The sequence below is a fragment of the Collinsella sp. CLA-ER-H10 genome (genome assembly GCF_040092475.1).
GTDB lineage: Bacteria > Actinomycetota > Coriobacteriia > Coriobacteriales > Coriobacteriaceae > Collinsella.
Genome location: NZ_JBBNLM010000011.1, coordinates 24,014 through 42,164, shown reverse-complemented (window position 1 = coordinate 42,164; position 18,151 = coordinate 24,014). Strand labels below are relative to the sequence as shown.

Annotated in this window: 14 protein-coding genes; 7 read left to right on the top strand and 7 right to left on the bottom strand. The window is 60.0% G+C overall.

Annotated elements, in window-relative coordinates:
- Positions 1-88 precede the first annotated feature (88 nt).
- Positions 89-1,024: a D-2-hydroxyacid dehydrogenase gene (locus AAAX36_RS06230; RefSeq protein ID WP_349074644.1), complete on the top strand. Its 936-nt coding sequence runs from the start codon at positions 89-91 to the stop codon at positions 1,022-1,024.
- Between the two features lie 254 nt (positions 1,025-1,278).
- Here AAAX36_RS06230 and AAAX36_RS06225 read toward each other — a convergent pair whose 3' ends face one another.
- Positions 1,279-2,664: a M18 family aminopeptidase gene (locus tag AAAX36_RS06225; protein ID WP_349074642.1), complete on the bottom strand. Its 1,386-nt coding sequence runs from the start codon at positions 2,662-2,664 to the stop codon at positions 1,279-1,281.
- Positions 2,665-2,825: 161 nt separating this feature from the next.
- On the opposite strand from AAAX36_RS06225, the gene AAAX36_RS06220 reads away from it, so the two are divergent.
- Together AAAX36_RS06220 and AAAX36_RS06215 are read left to right on the top strand one after the other, a co-directional pair.
- Entirely contained in the window at positions 2,826-3,911 is a 1,086-nt protein-coding gene (locus AAAX36_RS06220; RefSeq protein ID WP_349074641.1) for a carcinine hydrolase/isopenicillin-N N-acyltransferase family protein, read from the top strand.
- Between the two features lie 140 nt (positions 3,912-4,051).
- The gene (locus AAAX36_RS06215) at positions 4,052-5,131 is read left to right on the top strand and encodes an ATP-dependent 6-phosphofructokinase (RefSeq protein WP_271748849.1); all 1,080 of its coding nucleotides are present in this window, start codon (positions 4,052-4,054) and stop codon (positions 5,129-5,131) included.
- Positions 5,132-5,672: 541 nt separating this feature from the next.
- On the opposite strand, the gene AAAX36_RS06210 is transcribed toward AAAX36_RS06215, so the two are convergent.
- Together AAAX36_RS06210 and AAAX36_RS06205 are read right to left on the bottom strand one after the other, a co-directional pair.
- The gene (locus tag AAAX36_RS06210) at positions 5,673-8,438 is read right to left on the bottom strand and encodes an ABC transporter permease (RefSeq protein WP_349074637.1); all 2,766 of its coding nucleotides are present in this window, start codon (positions 8,436-8,438) and stop codon (positions 5,673-5,675) included.
- Between the two features lie 5 nt (positions 8,439-8,443).
- The gene (locus AAAX36_RS06205; RefSeq protein WP_138339534.1) at positions 8,444-9,145 is read right to left on the bottom strand and encodes an ABC transporter ATP-binding protein; all 702 of its coding nucleotides are present in this window, start codon (positions 9,143-9,145) and stop codon (positions 8,444-8,446) included.
- Positions 9,146-9,416: 271 nt separating this feature from the next.
- Between AAAX36_RS06205 and AAAX36_RS06200 the strand changes: the two genes are divergently transcribed.
- Positions 9,417-10,055 carry a GyrI-like domain-containing protein gene (locus AAAX36_RS06200; protein ID WP_195361856.1) on the top strand — a complete coding sequence of 213 codons (639 nt, stop codon included), beginning with the start codon at positions 9,417-9,419 and terminating at the stop codon, positions 10,053-10,055.
- Positions 10,056-10,605: 550 nt separating this feature from the next.
- On the top strand, positions 10,606-10,800 hold the full coding sequence (locus AAAX36_RS06195) for a chloride channel protein (protein WP_117635684.1): 195 nt from the start codon (positions 10,606-10,608) through the stop codon (positions 10,798-10,800).
- 206 nt (positions 10,801-11,006) lie between these two features.
- Here AAAX36_RS06195 and AAAX36_RS06190 read toward each other — a convergent pair whose 3' ends face one another.
- The 3 genes from AAAX36_RS06190 to AAAX36_RS06180 form a co-directional block, all read right to left on the bottom strand.
- Positions 11,007-11,585, bottom strand: a complete 579-nt coding sequence (locus AAAX36_RS06190) for a methylated-DNA--[protein]-cysteine S-methyltransferase (protein ID WP_349074634.1) — start codon at positions 11,583-11,585, stop codon at positions 11,007-11,009.
- 350 nt (positions 11,586-11,935) lie between these two features.
- Positions 11,936-12,961 carry an aspartate-semialdehyde dehydrogenase gene (locus AAAX36_RS06185; RefSeq protein ID WP_196022780.1) on the bottom strand — a complete coding sequence of 342 codons (1,026 nt, stop codon included), beginning with the start codon at positions 12,959-12,961 and terminating at the stop codon, positions 11,936-11,938.
- A 173-nt stretch (positions 12,962-13,134) separates the two neighbouring features.
- Positions 13,135-14,523 (bottom strand): aspartate kinase, encoded by a 1,389-nt coding sequence (locus AAAX36_RS06180; RefSeq protein ID WP_349074631.1) that lies wholly within the window; start codon positions 14,521-14,523, stop codon positions 13,135-13,137.
- 104 nt (positions 14,524-14,627) lie between these two features.
- Here AAAX36_RS06180 and thrC point away from each other — a divergent pair, with 104 nt between their 5' ends.
- Positions 14,628-16,145, top strand: coding sequence for a threonine synthase (gene thrC / locus AAAX36_RS06175; protein ID WP_117840224.1), 1,518 nt, complete (start codon positions 14,628-14,630; stop codon positions 16,143-16,145).
- Positions 16,146-16,348: 203 nt separating this feature from the next.
- Positions 16,349-17,230 (top strand): homoserine kinase, encoded by an 882-nt coding sequence (thrB, locus tag AAAX36_RS06170; RefSeq protein WP_138113253.1) that lies wholly within the window; start codon positions 16,349-16,351, stop codon positions 17,228-17,230.
- A 286-nt stretch (positions 17,231-17,516) separates the two neighbouring features.
- Here the strand turns inward: thrB and AAAX36_RS06165 are convergent, their stop codons facing one another.
- Positions 17,517-18,149, bottom strand: a complete 633-nt coding sequence (locus AAAX36_RS06165) for a helix-turn-helix transcriptional regulator (protein WP_006234873.1) — start codon at positions 18,147-18,149, stop codon at positions 17,517-17,519.
- Positions 18,150-18,151 lie beyond the last annotated feature (2 nt).

Here is an 18,151-nt window from a genome sequence, read left to right as displayed (position 1 = left end):
TCCGGCGTTTTATTTGAACGTTTTGCCTGATAAAACCTGCCAAAATAAACCTGTCCCTTTTTGGCAGGTCGAGCGGAGAGGACTGCTAGTGAACATCCTGGTTTTGCTGCCCGTCAATGACCGCCATCGCGCAATTCTTGAGTCGAGTGCTCCGGGCGAGGACTTTATCTACACGAGCGCCGACGCCGCCACACGTGAACAGGTCGCCGATGCCGACGTGATCTTGGGCAACATCGACCCCGACATGCTCACGGCATGCGAGCATCTCCAGCTGTTGCAATTGCAGACCGCCGGCTATGACGACTACCTTGCCGCCGGCACCGTGCCGGCCAACGCCAAACTGTCTTGCTCGGTGGGCGCCTACGGCCAGGCCGTGAGCGAGCACATGTTTGCCATGGTGTTGTCTATGATGAAGCGCCTGCCCGGCTACCAGGATCTGCAGCGCGAACATCGCTGGGAGGACTTGGGCCCGGTCACCTCGCTCAGAAACGCCAACGTGCTGGTGCTGGGCGCAGGCGATATCGGCGGCCACTTTGCCACGCTCTGCCGCAGCATGGGCGCGCACGTCCGCGGCATCAAGCGCCATCCGCTCGTCTACCCCATTGTATTTGAGGACATGGACGGCATGGATGCCCTGTCCGAGCGCCTGGCCGAGGCCGATATCGTCGCATCCTTTATGCCGAGCACGCCCGAGACCCGTGGCTTGGCGAATGCCGAGTTCTTTGCCGCGATGAAGCCGGGCGCGTTCTTTGCCAACGGCGGCCGCGGCGATCTTGTGGTCGCCGACGACCTGGTTGCCGCCCTGGAGTCGGGGCATCTCGCCGGCGCCGCGGTCGACGTCACCGACCCCGAGCCGCTGCCCGAGACAAGCCCCCTGTGGGATGCGCCCAACATGCTCATCTCGCCGCACGTCTCCGGCTGGTTCCACCTGGCCGCCACGCTCAATAACGTGGTCGACATCGCCGCGGAGAACCTGCGTCACCTGCAGGCCGGCGAGACGCTTCGCTGCTGGATCGAACATTAGGGTTCCGCCGTTCTAACGAACGGCGGACCGGTCGACGCTACGCGCCGCCCAGAGCGACAATTTGTCATTCAAAAGGCAAGGCATGACCAGAAGGTCTATGCCTTGCCTTTTTCATGCCAACTTGTTCGCTCTGGACATCGCTCGCTGACGCTTGCTCAACCTGCGGTGTCATAACAATTCTGTCCAGCTGTTGGCTTTGCGGCATTTGCCCAGATAAAACCTGCCAAAGTAAACCTGTCCCTTTTTGGCAGGTATTAGAGCTCCACGCTTTCGGCGCCGTTGATGGTTAGGTTTCGCTCGTAGAAAGCCGTGAGGGCGCGGATGGCGTACATCACGTCGCGCACGCCGCCGGTCTCGTAACTCGAGTGCATGGCAAGCTGCGGCAGGCCCACGTCCACGGCATGCATGCTCGCCTGCATATTGGACAGATTGCCGAGCGTGGAGCCGCCGGCCATATCGCTCTTGTTGGCAAAGGCCTGTGTGGGTACGTCGGCGTCATCGCAAATAGCCTGGAACACCGCGCGGCTAAAGGCATCGGTGCAGTAGTGCTGGTTGGCGGCTTCCTTGATAACGATGCCGCCGTTGAGCACCACCTGGTTGCGGACATCGCACTTCTCGGCGTGGTTGGGATGCACGGCATGCGCATTATCGCAGCTCACGAGCATCGAGGCGGCAAGTGCGCGATGGTACGACTCGTCATCGAAGCCCAGCGATCCGTTAATGCGGCGCAGCGCATCGGCCAAGAACGTCGACATGGCTCCCTGCTTGGTCTCGGAGCCAACCTCCTCGTTATCAAAGCAGCAGAAGACCGAGACGTCGCGCGCGTTCTCGGCACCCAAAAATGCCTGCAGTGAGGTGTAGGCGCAGGCCAGGTCGTCGAGCTTGGGCGTCGAGATGAACTCGTCAGCCCAGCCCCAAATGCGCGCATCCTGACGATTGACCAGGAACAGGTCGCGACCCAGGATCTGCTCGGGCTCAACGTCCAGTTCGTCGGCGATCAGAGCATCAAAGTCGCCCTGCTTAAGGTCACCGGCGCTGATGAGCGGGCACAGGTCGACAGCACGATTAGGCGCAAAGCCCTCGTTAACGCCGCGGTTCATGTGGATGGCAAGGCTCGGGATAATAGCGACCTCGCGCTCGGTGGCAAGCAGGCGGCTCTCAATACGGTCGCCCTCGCGTACCAGCACGCGGCCCGCGAGTGCCAGCGGACGGTCGAACCAGGTGTAGTCGATCATGCCGCCGTAGGCCTCTGTGTTCAGGCGCAGCGTCTCGCCCGCGCCGTCGAGCTCGGGCACGGCCTTAACCTTAAACGTCGGCGAGTCGCTGTGCGACGCCGTGAGCTGAAAATGATAGTCACCGGCAACGCCGTCCTCGCCCCACGTCGCGGCCAGGTCCTCGCCCACCTTAAAGGCAATAACGCTCGAGGTATTGCGCTGCGTGTAATAACGCCCGCCCGGCTCGATGTCCCACGCCGCGTTCTCGGGCAGGTAGGTAAAGCCCGCCTCGTCGAGCTCGGCCATAATGGTCGCCGCCGTATGGAACATGCTGGGACATGCCTCGATAAAGTCGATGAGGTCGTTGGCGGCCTCGATATCGTCGGCCGTCACATGCGCGCGCTCGGGCGTTTCCTGATCCGTCATGCTCTCCCCTTTCGCTGGGTTGATGGTCCCTTCCAGCATACCCCGCCGCGCCAGCGCCGCACTCTTCATTCCGTGTTTAATCCCGCGCCGCTCGCCAAGTTGAGCCATCATGCCCGTGCACCTTTTGCGACAATTACGCTAACAGGACGAGAGGAGCCGTCATGAAGTCACGTAACATTGCCATCGCCTGCGGTGTCGCGGGAGTCGCCGCCGGCCTTGCCGCTGCCACCGGTATCGTTTATCACAAGCAAATCAAGTCCGCCGCGTCGCTCAAACGCTTGACCGGCTACGCGGATGGCTATGACCTGTACGCAATCGACATCGCCTACGACTACGATCTTAATCGCATCATCGCCGCTGGCGTGCGCGACGACCAGGCCTACATCGATGCCGTGGTGGCGCAGGTGCTGCCCGGTGTGCCGGTACATGTCCAGGCGCCCCAGTTTGCCTGCAGCGCTTTTGTCGCCGTAGATGCCGAAGGCCGCGTGCGCACCGGTCGCAATTACGACTTTAAGGACGACACCTCGGCGCTGCTGGTGCGCAATCACCCACGCGGCGGCTATGCCTCCATCGGGTTTGCCGCCCTTAACAACCTGGGCGATAACACTCCGCTTGACTCCGTCGCCGGACGGGCCGCCGCACTCATGGGCCCGTTTGGCCAGCTCGACGGTGTTAACGAATGCGGCGTGTCCATTGCCGTACTCACCCTGGATTCCAAGCCCTGTGACCAGGACGCGCAACGCCCCGTCATCAATACCTCGCTCGCCATCCGTCTGGTGCTCGACCGTGCCGCCACCACGCAAGAAGCTGTCGACCTGCTTTCCGCCTACGACATGCACGCCATGGCAGGACGCGATTACCACTTCTTTATCAACGACGCCGCCGGTGACGCGCGCGTAGTAGAGTGGGATCCGCGCGATCCGGACCGTGCTTTCAAAGCGACTCCTGTACGCCAGGTTACGAACTTCTACGCCTGCTATGGCGACGAAGTGCTGCCCAACCAAAAGAATGGCGAGCTGGGCCATGGTAAAGAGCGCGCCATCGCAATCGCCGATGTCCTTGACGCCCATGTCGGTGCCCAGGACGAGGCAGTCGCTTGGAAGGCCCTACGCGCTGCAGCGCAAGAACCCAATCCGAAAGACATCACCAGCAATACGCAATGGTCGGTCGTCTTTGACAATACCGAACCCGCCGCCGCCATTACGCTGCGCCGCCACTGGGGCGACGTCGACGCCTTCGCACTGTAAGGACCCAGGCTCGTCGACCTTACGCTCGCCTGACGTTGTTTACATTTCTATACGCTTGAGCTAACACGTTTTACCCCCGTATCAACAGTGTGCGGGGGTAAACTTATGCGCATGTTATAACTTGCCCGGAAGGATTCATCATGCTTAGGATCGGTCTTCTTACCAGTGGCGGCGACTGCCAGGCGCTCAACGCCACCATGCGCGGCATTGTCAAAACGCTTATGACCAATAGCGAAGAGCCTATTGAGATCTATGGTTTTGAGGACGGCTACCAGGGCCTTATCTACAGCCGGTTCCGCGTCATGACGCCCGCCGATTTTAGCGGCATCCTTACCCGTGGCGGCACCATCCTGGGCACGAGCCGTACGCCGTTCAAGCGCCTGGATATTCCCGAGGCCGACGGCGTCGAGAAGGTGCCGGCAATGGTCCACACCTATCATAAGCTGCAGCTCGACTGCCTGTTTATGCTGGGCGGCAACGGCTCCACCAAGACCGCCAACCGTCTGCGCGAAGAGGGCCTCAACGTTATCGCCCTGCCTAAGACCATCGATAACGACACCTGGGGCACCGAGCTGACGTTTGGCTTTACGAGCGCCATCGACGTCGCCACCAAGTGCATCGACGACATTCACACCACCGCTTCGAGCCACGGCCGCGTGTTCGTTATCGAGATCATGGGCCACAAGGTTGGCTGGATCCCGCTATACGCCGGCGTCGCGGGCGGCGCGGATGTCATCTTGATTCCCGAGATCCCCTACGACATGGATAACGTCATCAAGACCATCGAGCATCGCATGGAGACCGGCAGCCGCTTTACCATCGTGGCCGTCGCCGAGGGCGCTATCTCCAAGGAGGACGCGGCGCTGTCCAAGAAGGAGTACAAGAAGAAACTCGCCGAGCGCACGAGCCCGTCGATCGTCTACGACATCGCCAAGGAGATCGAGGCCAAGACCGGTCGCGAGACCCGCGTCGCCATCCCCGGCCACACGCAGCGCGGCGGCCAGCCCAACGCCCAGGACCGCATCTTTGCGACCCAGTGCGGCGTCGAGGCGGCGCTGGGCTGTCTACGCGGCGAGTTTGGCTACATGATCGCCCTGCGTGACGGCAAGATGTGTCACATGCCGCTCGAGGATGTCGCCGGCAAGCTCAAGTATGTCGATCCCCAGAGCGATCTGGTGCGCGAGGCCAAGGCGTTGGGCATCAGCTTCGGCGACGAATAGCCTCGGCCGAAACTGCTCTCATCGGAGACCCCAGGGCTTACCTCCCAAATCGTCCTCGGACATGTCAGGATCCCGCCGTGCGCTTCGCGCGGCGGGATCCTTCCGTCCTGCGGAAAGATTTGGGAGGTAAGCCCTAGGGCCTCCTGCGGTGACTGGGGAGGCCGAGACTATTCGTCTTCTTGCTGCGGGTGCCTGGGGTAGGATGCGGCGTGCATTTTTGGGAGTATTCAGCAGCCGAGGGTGCCTGCATACTGGATTTTGGGCGAAAGGCAGGCACCATGGGCCGCATCCTGTAAAAAAACGAGCGGCTCTAGAGGCGTTGGGACTCAGAATCGGGGCTTTCAGCGCAGTTTTGCACCCCCGCCCCCGCGCCCGCGGACCCCGGGACGCTGAATACTCCGGAATTTGCACGGCGCCCCCTGGGGTACCTGTGGGCAAAAAGCAACCGCCCCGTCAAAGTATGCATTTGGCGGGGCGGTTTATGCAAAAATGCTGCTGCGGGCGCGTCGGCAGCTCGCTAGAACTTGAATCCCAGGGCAGGTTACTCGGCGCTTTTGAGGGCGCTGACCATGTCGATCTTGTTGAGGGTACGATTGGTGGCGAGGTTGACGATAAACGTAAAGCCAAAGGAAAGCACCACGGCGAGCACGTAGCTTAGCGGCTCGACCTCAACATCAAAGTACAGCGACGGCATCTGCAAAATGTACGTAAAACTCTCGGCCAGCAAGCCGCCCAGTGGCACGCCCAGCGCGGCGCCAATTGCCGTGAGGATCAACGTCTCCTTGTTGACGTAATGGTGCACCTCGCCACGGCGGAAACCAAGCACCTTGATGGTCGCCAGCTCGCGCTCGCGCTCGGAGATATTCGTGTTGGACAGCGTAAACACCACCACAAACGACAGGCACGCCGCCATAAAGGTCACGAGCACCACGACGGAATTGATAATAGTGAAGTTCGCCTCAAAGTTCTCCCAATGCTCGGCCGTGCTCGAAATCGAAAGCCAGCCGTCACTCTTAAGCTTCTTGCTAAACGCAATCTGGTCGGCCGACGAACCCTTGAGCAGCGCAAAGATGCCATTGAGGCGAACGCTGCGCCCAAACGCGCGCTCATAGGTGCTCTGCGTCATGTAAAGCGTGTTGCCCAGATAGTTAAGCGAAATGTCGCTGACCTTGACCTTGGCGACGTTGAGTGACGAATCCTGGACGTGCGCCGTATCGCCCGGTTGAATCCCCAGCACCAGCTGTGAACTCTTACTCAGATACACGTCTCCGTCACGCAAAGACAGTGGCTCTTTGGACTCATCCTCAAGGCGAACATAGTCGTCCAGATCGTTCGTGCGGTCATCGGGCACCACGATCAGCTGCACGGTCTCGCTCTTTCCGCCGAATGTAAAGGTGACGTTGTCGGTCATGATCGGCAGCGTCGAAGTTACGGTCACACCGGAATCCTTGACCGCGCTTCGCTCGTCGAGCGCCGCGCACGTCTGCGAAAAATCGTCGGGATTGGCAACCGCCAGCAGGTCGTAGCGTGTGATGTGGCCGTACTGCTTGGGCGAAAGCGCGACCGACGTATCACGAATGCCCATGCCGCAGATCACGAGCGCCGTGCAGCCGGCGATGCCGAAGATGGTCATAAAGGCGCGCTTTTTGTAGCGGAACAGGTTACGCGCTGCCACCTTGTTCAAAAAGCCCATGCGGCGCCAGATAAATCCGATACGCTCGAGCAGAATGCGTGAGCCGGCACGCGGCGCCTTGGGGCGCATGAGCGAGGCAGGGGTCTCGGCCATCTCGTGGCGGCAGGCGATAATCGTGGCGCCCACCACGCCCACGGCAAACAGCGCCACCGAAACGATCGAGGACACGATGTCGTACGAAAGTAGCATCTGGGGCAGTGAGTACATGTCGTCGAACACCGTAAACAGGAACAGCGGCAGGCCCACAAATCCGATGATGTTGCCGAGCACGCCGCCGATCAGACAAGCCCACAGCGCATAGTCCACGTATTTGGACAGGATGCGCCCGCGCGAATAGCCGAGCGCCTTATACAGGCCGATGAGCGTGCGCTCCTCCTCGACCATACGCGTGGCGGTGGTAAGGCTGATGAGCACGGCGACGATAAAGAAGATGAACGGGAACACCGTGGCGATAGCCTCAATTGACGAGCTATCGCTCTCCACGCTCGAGTAGCTTGCGATATTGCCGCGGTCCTGGATGTACCAGGTGCATTCGCCCAGATCGGAAAGCTCGGCGCGGGCATCGGCAAACTGCTGGTCGGCGGCGGCACGGCGCTGGTCCAGGTCGGCTTGCGCCTGCGCACGCTCGTCGCTGCCCTCGGCCATGCGATTGATGTTGTCCTGCTCAATCCCAAAGAGCATATTCGCCTGGCGCTCGGCCGCATCCAAGCTTGCCGGCGTGTCGACCGTCAGCTCCTGGGCGCGCGCCTTCTCACGCTCCTCGCGGATCTTCTCGATATTGCCCTTGACCTCATTGATCTTTGCCGCGTAGGAATACGAATAGGAGTTGAGGCTCTTGGCTCCCTCGACGATCACGTGGACCGCGGAGTAGGAAGAAGATGTCGCGGCGTCCTCGCTCACATAGAACTTATAGTCCGCCGCCGAAGCAGCGCGAAAGGCGTTGACTGTCGAGTCAGAACTTACATCAGTGGGGTCGAGGACCTCAGCCGTAATGGTGTAATCGCCCGCGGCAAACTGGTCCTTGGCGCTTTGATTGGACGAGCTCGCGTCATTGGCGGCAAAACTCACCGTATCGCCGATTTTCTTGCCCGATGCCTTCAGGAACTTCGAAGTCACCGCGACTTCATCGGCGCTCTCGGGCAAATCGCCGTTCACGAGCACCGGCTGATCGATGTTCTCCTTGGAGAGACTCTGCACGACCACGCGCTCGCGCGTTGTGCCCACGGCGGTGTAGGCGGTCTCGGTGTAGATGCCCTCGGCCGTTTCGACGCCATCGACCTCTTGTATGGCGTCGAGATCATCGTCAGTCAGGCCATAGGTCGACTGCACGTTAATGTCATAGACATTTTGCTGGTCGAAGTAGGCATCAACCGAATCACACAGGTCCTCGCAACCCGCCTTAAGGCCGCACATCACGCTCACGCCAAGCGCGGTGATGACCACGATTGACAAAAAGCGCTTAAGACTGCCTCGGATTGTGCGGTAGATGCCACGGCGAAAAACCGTCGGCACCATATCGTTTGAGCTTTGGGCAGTGCGGTAGGTCGTAAAATCCTGCTCGCGCTCCGTGTTCTGCGCGTCGCGGCGTAGGCTGTTTTGGCGGTCTTGGTCCATGGGCGCTACCACTCGATCGTCTCGATAGGCACGGGATTTTGCTGGACCGTCTCGCTCTCCACGCGACCGTTCTTAAAGCGGATCAGGCGATCGGCCATGGGCGCCAGCGCGGAGTTGTGGGTGATGATGATGACCGTAATGCCCTGCTTGCGGCAAGTGTCCTGCAGCAGCTGCAAGATCTGCTTGCCGGTTTTATAGTCAAGTGCGCCCGTGGGCTCGTCGCACAAAAGCAGCTTGGGGTTCTTTGCCAGTGCGCGGGCAATGGACACGCGCTGCTGCTCGCCGCCCGAAAGCTGCGCGGGGAAGTTGGCGAGGCGCTCACCCAAGCCAACCTGGCAAAGCGTTTGCTCGGCATCGAGCGAATCAGGGCAGATTTGCGCCGCAAGCTCAACATTTTCGAGCGCCGTCAGGTTGGGGACCAGATTGTAGAACTGGAAGACAAAGCCGACGTCGGCGCGGCGGTATTCCACGAGCTGCGCCTCGTTAGCGGAGCTCACATCGCGCCCGTCCACCGTCACGGTGCCGGAAGTCGCCGTATCCATGCCGCCCAGAATGTTGAGCGCCGTGGTCTTGCCGGCACCCGAAGCACCCAAAATGATGGCGAGCTCGCCGCGCTCGACCGTAAAGCTCGCGCCGTCGAGTGCGTGAATGCGGGCGTCGCCCTCGCCGTATGCCTTGATGACGTCTTTGAATTCGATATAAGCCATCGATCGGTTCCCATCTGGTCGGATAACTCTTTAGTATTACCCATTTCGCACCGACTAAAAAGGGACGGGTTTATTTTGGCAGGTTCTATATGGGGAAACGGCAGCTATAGATGAGGCGCCGGGGAGGCAGAGAAATCATCGATGGGGTCAGGCCGACCGCCAAACACAACGCACGCATCTCAATCTGTCAGCCAAATCATTCGAACAGCTGTTCGTTTCTATGATATGATTCAGCTATCTAAGCAGGCCAATACGCAGAAAGGCGGCCAACATGGCGTTCGACTTTAAGAAGGAATGCAAGGAGCTCTACAGACCTGCGAGCAAGCCGAGTATCGTAACTGTCCCGCCTATGAGCTACGTTGCCGTTCGCGGAAAGGGCGACCCAAATACCGAAGGTGGCGAGTATCAAAATGCCCTGCCGCTGCTTTACGGCATCGCCTATACCGTCAAGATGTCAAAGAAAGGCTCAAGGAGTATCGAGGGCTATTTCGACTTTGTGGTACCGCCGCTCGAGGGCTTCTGGTGGCAAGACTCCCCGAGCGGCGACATCGATTATGTACGCAAGGACGATTTCAACTTTATCTCGTGCATCCGCCTGCCCGATTTCGTCACTCAGGATGACTTTGACTGGGCGGTCGCGGAAGCCACGGCCAAAAAGAAACTGGACTTTTCTGCCGTCGAGCTGCTTAAAGTTGACGAGGGTCTCTGCGTTCAATGCATGCATACCGGACCCTACGACAGCGAGCCGGCAACCGTAGACGCCATGCATGAATATGCGACCGAGCAGGGCTATGTCCCCGACTTCTCAGACACCCGTTTACATCACGAAATCTATCTTTCCGATCCACGCAAGTGTGCGCCGGAGAAACTTAAGACTGTGGTTCGTCATCCTATCAAGCGCGCTGAATAGCGTGGAGCGTCATTTCACGCGCTGGGTTTTAAGCCAGCCAACCAGCCGCCTCCTAGGCCGTCCGGTAATTATCTTGACGCGGCCCGTCGCATCTTATAAGTTTGTTTTGCTAAAGCTGGAAAGCCTCTCAACGATGCGCAACTCCAGCTCTTTTTCTATCAAGAGGCTTAATGAAATACCAGAAGTCGCGGATATCCATCAACGAACAAATAGCACTATTGACAGAAAACAAGGGTCTTAAGTGCTCTGATCAAAGCGAACTCGAGCGAGCTTTGGTCGAAGCCAACCACTACAGACTGTCGGCCTACTGGTTTCCCTACAAAACCAAATGCAAGTCCGGGATTACCATCTTTCGCGAAGGCACAACATTCGAAACCATCATCTACACGTATGAATTTGACCGAGCCCTCCGGCAGTTAATGTTTGATGCGGTCGGCAGTGCGGTCGGCAGAATTGAGATCTACCTCAGAAGCAGAATTGCCTATCTTGCCTCTGAGGAACGCGGGCCTTTCTGTTACCCAGATGTCGCCATAACGAGGCTCAACTCGGCATGCCCGTCGAGCTCTGCGCCGCACTGGGCTACGCAGCCGTCTTTGGCAGCGCCACCAATACGCTGCTCGCACCCATCCTTATTGGCTGCGAAGTCTTCGGCTTTGGTAACTTGCCGATGTTCATTATTGTCTGCGTTGTGGCTTACCTGTTCAACATGGATAAGTCCATCTACGCCCTGCAGGAGCGGGCGTAGATCGATGTCCAGGCAGGTGGTCTCAGCCGGAAACGGTGTCCCACTCTGAGGCTGTATTCCGGGACACGGTTTCCGCTCGGAACGCCATTCGGAAAGCGCATCCCGCTTTAAAACGGAATTCCGGGACGTAGTTTCCGTCTGAGCCTCCATTCGGAAAGCATGTCCCGTTCTTTCACGGCATCTTGGCTATGCAAAGCGCTCGAGTGTTACTCCTCGTACGCGCCCTCAAGCCGAAGCAGCCACTCCTTGCGATCAAGCCCGCCGGCATATCCGTTAAGCGAGCCGTCGGCCGCCACCACGCGATGGCATGGCACAATAATCGAAACAGGGTTGCGAGCGACCGCGGCCCCCACGGCACGGGGAGACACAACGGGTGTCTCATTTCCCGGCACACGATATCGAGCCGCAACACGCTGGGCGATCTCGCCATACGTAGCGACCTCGCCACGCGGAATAGAAAGCAGCTCGTACCAAACTTCACGCTGAAACGCCGTGCCAATCAAATGCAACGGCGGCGTAAACCGAGGTTCCTGCCCTGCAAAATAAGCATTCAGCCAAGCCCACGAACGCTCAAGCACCGAAGAAGCCGCACCATTTGCAGGACTCACCGACGACATGCCGCCAGCACCAGAAACTGCATCGGCGCCTTCAACATGTTCAGGATCTTCTTTGAGAAGCGTGGAGCCAAAATGCTCCTGTCCCTCAAACCAAAGCCCCGTCAGACCGCGGCCATCAGCGGCAAGCAAGATTTCGCCCAAAGGCGAAGCAAACGTCGTCGTGACCACCAGCGGCTCCTTTCAAAACTCCGCAACATAATACCGCGAATTGTGCAGACAACCCCAATCGACCCCAAAGTCACCCAAGGCAGCAGGCGCGCAGCGCCGAGGCCGCCGCCGGGACCAGGGCCCGCAACAGCCACGCGCCCCCACATCAGCCCAGCGGCCTCAACCAACAACGACCCCATCGCAGGCCGCTTGCAGCAGCGTCACCGCAGGCGGGGGCCGGGCTCAGTTTTCAGAACACTCCGCAGACCAGTGTGGCGCCTTGTCCGCGGCTCCGAAGGAGCAGGACAAGGCGCCACACATGGTCGAGGACGTTCTGAAAACTGAGCCCGGCCCCCGCCGGACAGGTCACACTACTCGCAGAGCAGCTTAGCGATCTGGACGGCGTTGGTTGCCGCGCCCTTACGGATTTGGTCACCGCAGCACCAGAAGGTAATGCCACGCGCGGCCTCCGGGTTCGAGATGTCGCGGCGCACGCGACCGACCCAAATCAGGTCCTGATCGGACGTATCCATCGGCATGGGGAAGCGGTCGTGCGCATCCTCGGCGCTCATGTCGTCAACCAGCTTCACGCCCGGAGCGGCAGCCAGCGCAACACGGGCCTCGTCAACCGTAATGTCACGCTCGAACTCGAGCGTAATGCTCTCGGAGTGCGAGCGCAGCACAGGCACGCGCACGCAGGTGCAGTTCACGCGCAGCTCGGGCAGGTGCATGATCTTACGGCCCTCGTTTTGTAGCTTCATCTCCTCAGAGGTAAAGCCCTCCTCCTTGACGCCGCCAATCTGCGGAATCAGGTTGCTCGCCAGCTGGGCGGCAAATGCGCGCGGCTCGGGAATCTCCTCGCCACGGCCCAGGGCAGCAAGCTGCGCTTCGAGCTCGGCCATACCGGGAGCACCGGCACCAGAAGCCGCCTGATACGTCGAGACGATCATGCGCTTCACGCCGGCAAGCTGATGCAGCGGCCACGTGGGAACCAGGCCGATGATGGTCGCGCAGTTGGGGTTGGCGATAAGGCCGTGATGCCACTTGATGTCGTCGGCATTGATCTCGGGCACGACCAGCGGCACCTCGGGATCCATGCGGAAGGCATGGCTGTTGTCGACCACGACGGCGCCGCGCTTTACGGCCTCGGGCAGCAATTCCTTGGCGATATCGTCGCCGGCAGCGCCAAGCACAATGTCACAGCCCTCAAAGGCCTCGGGGCAAGCCTCTTCGATCACGATTTGCTCGCCGCGGAACTCGACGGTCTTGCCCGCGGAGCGTGCGCTTGCCAACAGCTTGAGCTTGCCGACCGGGAACTCCTGCTCGTTGAGGCACTCGAGCATCTGGGTGCCCACGGCTCCCGTCGCGCCCAAAATAGCAACCGTGTACTGTTTCATGCTTCCCCCTTTAAAGGTTGTGGCTTTTGCCCGCACGCCGAGCAGGCCGATTATTGTTGCCAGTTTATACAAGAACAGGGCGGGCATGAAACCCGCCCCGTCGAAACGAAACCGAAACGAAACGCCCCGCCGTAGATTTTTGAGACATGACCCAAAAATCTACCGAGCAGTCGCTACTTTTTGAGCGCGGCCAGGGTGGGATCGGCCGGCGCGGGAGCCTCCAGATCGGAGACCTTCACAATGCCGTTCTCATCGGAGAAGGCACGGTAAATGGTCCGAATCGCAAGGTCGAAGTCCTTCTCCTCGACACCGATAATGATATTGATCTCGTCACAGCTCTGCGAAATCATGCGCACGCTCACGCCGGCCTGGCCAAGCATGCCAAACAGGTGGCCCGAGATGCCTGCACGACCGCGCAGGTTACGGCCGACGGTCGCGATGAGCGCCAGACCCTCGACAACCTCGATCTCGAGCGGCTCGACCTCCTGCTGAATGTCACCAACGAGCGAGTACAGCGAATCGTGCACGTCCTGCTCCTGCACCACGGCGCCAAAACGGTCGACACCGGTGGGCATGTGCTCGACGGAAACGTCATAGCGTTCGAACACCGAAAGCGCACGGCGCATAAAGCCAACGCGGGGCTTGGTGCGGTCGCGGGCAACGTTGATGGCGACAAAGCCGCGCTTGCCGGTCACGCCGGTAATGATGGGCTCCGCCTCGCCCTCATCAGCCGTCTCGCTAATGATGGTACCGGGGTCCTGCGGCGCATTGGTGTTCTTGATGACCAGCGGAATACCCGCCTCGCGCACGGGGAACACGGCCTCCTCGTGCAGGACGCTTGCGCCCATGTACGAAAGCTCGCGCAGCTCCTCGTAGGTAACGCGCGCAATGGGCTGAGCCTCGGGAACAATACGCGGATCGGCAGAATAGAAGCCCGAGACGTCGGTCCAGTTCTCGTACAGGTCGGCGCCCAGGCACTTGGCCAAGATCGAGCCCGAGATATCGCCACCGCCTCGATCGAGCAGCTTGATCTGGCCCTCGCGCGTCGCGCCGTAGAAGCCAGGCATAACGAAGCCGCCCTGCTGGCCATACTCCTGCACCAGCTCGGAGGTGCGATTCATGCTGAGCGTACCGTCGTGATGGAACGCCACAACCGTCGCGGCGTCCAGGAACGGTAGGCCCAGGTACTCAGCCATCAGGCGAGCGGTAAAGTACTCGCCACGGCTCACAAGCTCCTCGGTGGAGTAGCCGCCCGAGCGGGCGCGCTCGGCAAAGGCCGCGAACTCCTCACGGATGGGATAGGTGAGCTCCAACTCATCAGCGATATCAAAATAGCGCTGGCCGATGTCCTCGAGCAGCTCCTCACACGACACGTGGTACTTAACGTGCGCATTGACCAGATAGAGCAGGTCGGTCACCTTGGTGTCGCCCTTAAAGCGGCGGCCGCAGGCGGAAACCACCACAAAACGGCGGGCAGGGTCGGCGCCGACGATGGCCTTGATCTTTTTGAAGTGTTCGGCGTCGGCGACCGACGAGCCGCCAAACTTGGCAATCTTAATCATGGGCTGGAGGTTACCTTTCTAAAAAGCCTCTGCGAACCTATTTTGCGCGCTCTGATACCATGGTTTCACCGATTGGGACCAAGGCATCCGAGGAGCAGTGTTATATGGGAACTTATCATAGTACACGAGGACGCACTTTATCGTGCTCAAGTAAGGTGGCAATCCGTACCGGCATCGCTCCCGACGGGGGTTTGTTTGTCTCGGACGAGCTCGGCACCCAGCAGGTCGATATCAGCTCGCTTGCAGATAAATCGTACTTTGAAATCGCTCAAGATGTGTTGGGAATGTTACTGAATGATTACACGGCCGAAGAAATTTCGGCGTGTGTCGACGAGGCATACCGCGGCACGTTCGCGAGTGAAGAGGTTACGCCGCTCGTCAAACTCGACGCTGCGCCGGGCGCTGACGCCCCTCAGACCTATGTGATGGAGCTCTTTGGCGGTCCCACGAGCGCCTTCAAGGACGTCGCCCTGCAGATGCTCCCCCGCTTGATGGCCCGCACTTCCGCCAAGGACGGCGGCGCCGAGCGCATCATGATCGTCACCGCCACGTCGGGCGACACAGGCAAGGCAGCACTCGCCGGCTTTGCCGACGCCCCGGGCACGGGCATCACCGTCTTTTATCCCGAGGGCAAGGTCAGCCGCGTGCAGAATCTGCAGATGTCCACGCAGGAGGGCGGCAACGTCGCCGTCTGCGGCATCCGCGGCAACTTCGACGACGCCCAGAGTGCCGTCAAGCGCATCTTTGCCGATAAGGAGCTGGCCGAGCGCCTGGAGGCCGCCGGCACCGTGCTTTCGAGCGCCAACTCCATCAACGTCGGCCGCCTGGTGCCGCAGGTCGTCTACTACTTTGCCGCCTATGCGCAGCTGCTGCGCGCCGGCGCCATCGAGGCCGGCGATGCCGTGGAGTTCTGCGTACCGACCGGCAACTTTGGCGATATCCTGGCCGGCTACTACGCCAAGCGCATGGGTCTGCCCGTCGCCAAACTCGTCGTGGCCAGCGACAAGAACAACGTGCTCGCTGACTTCCTGACCACCGGCGTCTACGACCGCAACCGTCCGTTCTTCACGACCATTTCGCCGTCGATGGACATCCTTATTAGCTCTAATCTGGAGCGCATGCTCTACTTCCTGTCCGACGGCGACTGCGAGCTCGTTGCCGGCCTTATGGAGCAGCTTGCCCAGACCGGTCGCTACGAGGTGCCTGCCGAGCTGCTGGCCAAGATCCAGAGCGTATTTGGCTGCGGCTGGGCCAGCGAGGACGAGGTTCGCGCCGCCATCAAGAGCTGCTGGGATGCCAACGGCTACGTGATCGACCCGCACACCGCTTGCGGCTATCACGTCTTTGAGCAGGTCGCCCCCACCGAGGGCGCCAAGGCCCGCGTGCTGCTTTCGACCGCCAGCCCCTACAAGTTCCCGCGCGCCTGCTGCGATGCCCTGGGCCTCGACGTTCCCGAGGACGACTTTGAGGCCATGCGCGTGCTCGAGCAGGCAACCAACACGGTCGCCCCAGCCCAGCTCGCCGAACTCGAGTCCAAGCCCGTCCGCTTCGAAGACGTCTGCGACGTCGATGAGATGGCCAGCTACGTAGAGCAGGCTGCAAAAAAGATAGCAACCAACTAAACCCCTTATAAGGCGCCGGCGAAAGCCGGCGCACCTTCTTTTATCAGATACCTACCGGGATGATGACGAACGTGCATAGCGTGCCTGGCTGTTTAGTTTGTCGCGAGTTCCGCACGCAAAGGAAAGCACTTAATGTGCTTTCCGTCTTGCGCAGGACTGCCCGAGCAGCGAACTAAACAGCCAGGCACGCCAGGAGGACTCACATGATCAAGATCACCGTCCCAGCAACAAGCGCCAACTTGGGCATTGGCTACGATACCCTCGGCATGGCCGTCAGCCTCTACTCGCACTTCACCTTCGAGCGCGCCGACAAACTCACCATCACGGGCTGCCCCGAGGAATTCCAAAACGAGAACAACCTGGTCTACGTGAGCTTTGTCGATGCACTGGCTGCATGGGACGAGCCGGCTTTTCCCGTTGCCATCGACATCCAGACCGACGTGCCCGTCGCCCGCGGCCTGGGCTCCAGCTCCACCTGCGTCGTCGCCGGCATTATGGCCGCCGCCGCACTGACAGGCCACACCGTCGACCGCGCCGAGCTGGTTCGCATTGCCACCGAAGTCGAGGGCCATCCCGATAACGTCGCCCCCGCTATCCTGGGCGGCGCCGTCTGTTCCTTTACGCCGACCGATTCGCTCCCCCAGTGCCTGCGCTACGAGGTGAGCGATCGCCTGCGTTTTATTACCGTGATTCCGCCCTACGAGGTGCATACGAGCGAGGCGCGCAAGGTTGTGCCGCAGGAGATTCCACTCTCCACCGCCGTGTGGCAGATGGGCCGCATCGCCGGCATGACGCGCGGCTTGGAGACTGGTGACCTCGACCTGATTGCCGCCGCCAATGACGACCGCATCCAGGAACCCTATCGTCGCCGTCTGATTCCCGACTACAACGCCGTGCGCGACACCTGCCTTAACGGCGGCGCCAAGACCATCTGGATCAGCGGCTCGGGCTCGACTCTCATGGCCGTGACTGACGACACCATCGTGGCAAAGTTCCTGCAGGTCAAGCTGCGCGAGCAGTTCCCTAAGTGTGATACGCATATTCTGACGTGCGACACGGAAGGCGCCCAGATCGAATACCTGTAGTCGCCGTCCCGTATACTCGCCGGGGAGGCCAGGGGGCTTTGCCCCCAAATCGTCCTCGGACATGGCAGGACCCCCGCTGCGCACTTCGTGCGGCGGGGGTCCTGCCGTCCTGCGGAAAGATTTGGGGGCAAAGCCCCCTGGCCTCCCCTATGTTAACTTCGCCGGCGGCGGCTACAGGGACCTACGCTCTGGAAAGTCGCCGGGCTGATAGTTTGGCTTTTTATTGGTAGGGGCTCTTGCTAGGCTGGAGCACTTCCTAGAGGCCGGCATCGGCTGCGTGCCTGGTTTAGGCGGCGCTGGTTTCTTTGTATTCGAAGACTGGCTCTAGGAGGTCTTCGATGTTGCAGTGTAGGGCTTTTGCTATATCCCTTACGGTTGTTACCGAGGCTTCGTTGATGTTTCTCTGGCGTTGTTCGTACATTTGGATTGAGCGGAGGGACACGCCCGATTCGTATGCCAGGTCTTGTTGGGTTTTCTTAAGCTTCTTTCTTGCTAACGCAAGTTTGGTTTGCCTGGACGCTTTTTTCGCCATATCGCAGACGAGGCGAGCCACGCGTTCCTCCGAGGCTTCATGCCAGGGATAGTACAGACTGCGCAGTGCGTCAAACGGAACGACATGCAGCAGGTCTTCGAAAGACTCCCCTAAACGCCACTGCAGATATGCCAGTATCCAGCCTGTCCAATACTCTGGCGTCTTCTCAAAACGATAGGTGCGATCCGGTATAGACCCGCTCTGATAGCCGGACCTTTCAGCGATAAGCGCGAACAGCTCAACGCCCGATTTTCCCGATACGACCCATGCGTTGCCGCGTTCGAACTCGCGAGCTACGCCGCTCAGGCAAAAGAGTTCAGCAACTTCCGATCCTTCTGCTCCATAATCGTTAACGGCATAGTCAAAGCAGTCGCCGAGGTTGTTCATTG